The organism is Sulfitobacter sp. HI0040, from assembly GCF_001634885.1.
Lineage (GTDB): Bacteria > Pseudomonadota > Alphaproteobacteria > Rhodobacterales > Rhodobacteraceae > Sulfitobacter.
This window is the reverse complement of sequence record NZ_LWEX01000139.1, coordinates 1-2283: the sequence shown is the minus strand read 5'-3', so window position 1 is coordinate 2283 and position 2283 is coordinate 1. Positions and strand designations below refer to the sequence as shown.

Below are 2283 nucleotides of genomic sequence, written 5' to 3'. Positions count from 1 at the left end.
TTCCGCTCCTCCGTGGGCGGGGTTTCGTCGATCTCCACGTAGTCGCCTTCTATCACGTCGCCGCCCCGGGTCGGGCGCACGGGGCCGCGCGGCCCACCGGGCCCGCCGGGTTGCGGCCCGCCTGCCGTATGTATGCGCACACGGTTACGAATTTGTTCATAGATGGTGTGCCGTATCTGCGGAACCAGAAGCGAAAAGCCGACGGCATCGGTGAAAAAGCCCGGCGTCAGCAAAAGCGCGCCCGCGAAAAGGATCAGCGCCCCATGCACCAGCGGTTCGGTCGGATCGCGCAGATCGTTGAACGAACTGCGAAGCTGGCCAAGTGCCAGCGCACCCTGCGACCTGACCAGCCAGGTGCCGAGGACGGCGGTGATCAATACGATGGCCAGCGTCCAGCCCAGCCCGATCAATCCGCCGACCTGAATGAACAGCGCGATTTCGATCAGCGGTACGGCAATGAATGCGAACAATAGCCACATATGTTACAATCCTTTTCAGACAAACCGTCAGGTACGGCGCTTTGGAGGCGGGCGCAGTGGACTTGGCCCGGTGAAGCCCCTACATAAGGCGTCTAACCGCGTCTTTCCATGTTCGCCGCAAGAGGTCCCTATATGAATTCGCCCATGATACAACTTCTGGTGCTCGCAGGCATTGCCATCTTTCTGATCCTGCGGCTGAAGAATGTGCTGGGCACACGGGAAGGGTTTGAAAAGCCCCCCGTGACGGACCAGTCGCCCAGCAAGCGGACCGGCCCCGCGCTGGAGGTGATCGAAGGCGGTCCCGACCTCGACATCACGGATCATGTTCCGGAAAACAGCGAAGACGCCAAGGCACTGGCCGAGATGAAGCGCATCGAACCCTCCTTCGGGGTGAGCGATTTTCTGCAGGGCGCGCGCAGCGCCTACGAGATGATCGTGATGGGCTATGAACGCGGCGATCTGGCGGAAATCCAGCCCTTCCTCTCCGAAGAGATCTACGAAAGCTTCGTCGACGGTGTGGCCGCGCGGGAGGATCAGGGCCTCACGATCGAGGCGAATTTCATCGGTGTCCGCGAAATGGAACTGGTCAGCGCCAAACTGGACGACGACACCAAGGAAGCCGAGATGACGATCCGCTTTGTCGCGGAACTGACATCGGCGGTCCGCAATGCCGAAGGCGAGATCGTCGAAGGCAGCACATCGGAAGTGAAACGCCAGAAGGACACTTGGGTATTCGCCCGCGTCATGGGCTCGGACGATCCGAATTGGCTGCTTGTATCCACAGACGGCTGATTGCCTGTGTTGCGGCCTTTGCCATGGGTGCCCTGATGACGATCACGGGGCCAGCCGCGGCAGAGGCGCAATACGAGGTGCTGGATTTCGATCAGCTCGACGGCTGGCACGAAGACGACCACGCGGCGGCGCTCAAGGTTTTTCTGAACACCTGCAAAGACATGAAGGACGTCGACTGGCGCAACCTTTGCAAATTCGCGAAAAGCGAGCCTGACCCGAAACAATTTTTCGAACTGCTGTTCCGCCCCGTGTTGATGAACGACGGCGCGGATGCGCTCTTTACCGGCTATTTCGAACCGGAGCTTGATGGCGATCTCTATAAATCCGAACGGTTTCGCTATCCCGTCTATACCATGCCACCCGAGGCGCTGGACCTGAACCCGTGGCTGACCCGGCGCGAGATCCTCGAAAGCGGCGTGATGGACGACCGCGGGCTTGAAATCGCCTGGGTCGACGATCCGGTTGAGCTGTTTTTCCTGCAGATCCAGGGGTCGGGCAGGATCAGGCTGCCGGATGGCAAACGCCTTCGCGTCGGGTATCGCGGGGCCAACGGGCACCCCTACCGCTCCATCGGGGTCGAACTGGTGCGACAGGGCATTTACGAAGCGCATCAGGTCAGCGCCGAAGTCATCAAGAACTGGGTTCGGCGCAATCCCGAGGACGGAAAGGAACTGCTGTTCCACAACCCCTCTTACGTTTTCTTCCGCGAAGTCAGCATGGTCCCGGCGGATCGCGGACCCTTGGGCGCGATGAACCGTTCGGTTACCAAGCTGCGCACCATTGCCGTCGATCCCGAGTATGTCCCCCTTGGCGCGCCCGTCTGGATCGAAAAGGACGGCGAAACCCCCATGCGCAGGCTCATGATCGCGCAGGATACCGGGTCTGCGATCAAGGGCGCGCAACGGGCCGATATCTTCTTTGGCACCGGGGATGGCGCGGGGCGTGCGGCGGGGCGGCTACGGGATCCGGGGCGGATGGTGGTACTGCTGCCGATACAGGGGGCCTATGCGCT

At 61.2% G+C, this 2283-nt stretch carries 3 protein-coding genes; 2 read left to right on the top strand and 1 reads right to left on the bottom strand.

The window, feature by feature from the left end:
• Positions 1–479, bottom strand: a 479-nt coding sequence (locus A3728_RS09900) for an FxsA family protein (RefSeq protein ID WP_082857974.1), incomplete at its 3' end; no start/stop codon positions are given.
• Positions 480–611: 132 nt separating this feature from the next.
• On the opposite strand from A3728_RS09900, the gene A3728_RS09895 reads away from it, so the two are divergent.
• Together A3728_RS09895 and mltA are read left to right on the top strand one after the other, a co-directional pair.
• Positions 612–1271, top strand: coding sequence for a Tim44/TimA family putative adaptor protein (locus A3728_RS09895; RefSeq protein WP_067922837.1), 660 nt, complete (start codon positions 612–614; stop codon positions 1269–1271).
• Positions 1272–1294: 23 nt separating this feature from the next.
• The coding region (gene mltA / locus A3728_RS09890) for a murein transglycosylase A (RefSeq protein ID WP_150120720.1) at positions 1295–2283 on the top strand (989 nt) is incomplete at its 3' end.

Coding starts and splice junctions, on each gene's coding strand:
- A3728_RS09895 (WP_067922837.1), top strand. CDS start 612: ATGAATTCGCCCATGATACAACTTCTGGTGCTCGCAGGCATTGCCATC.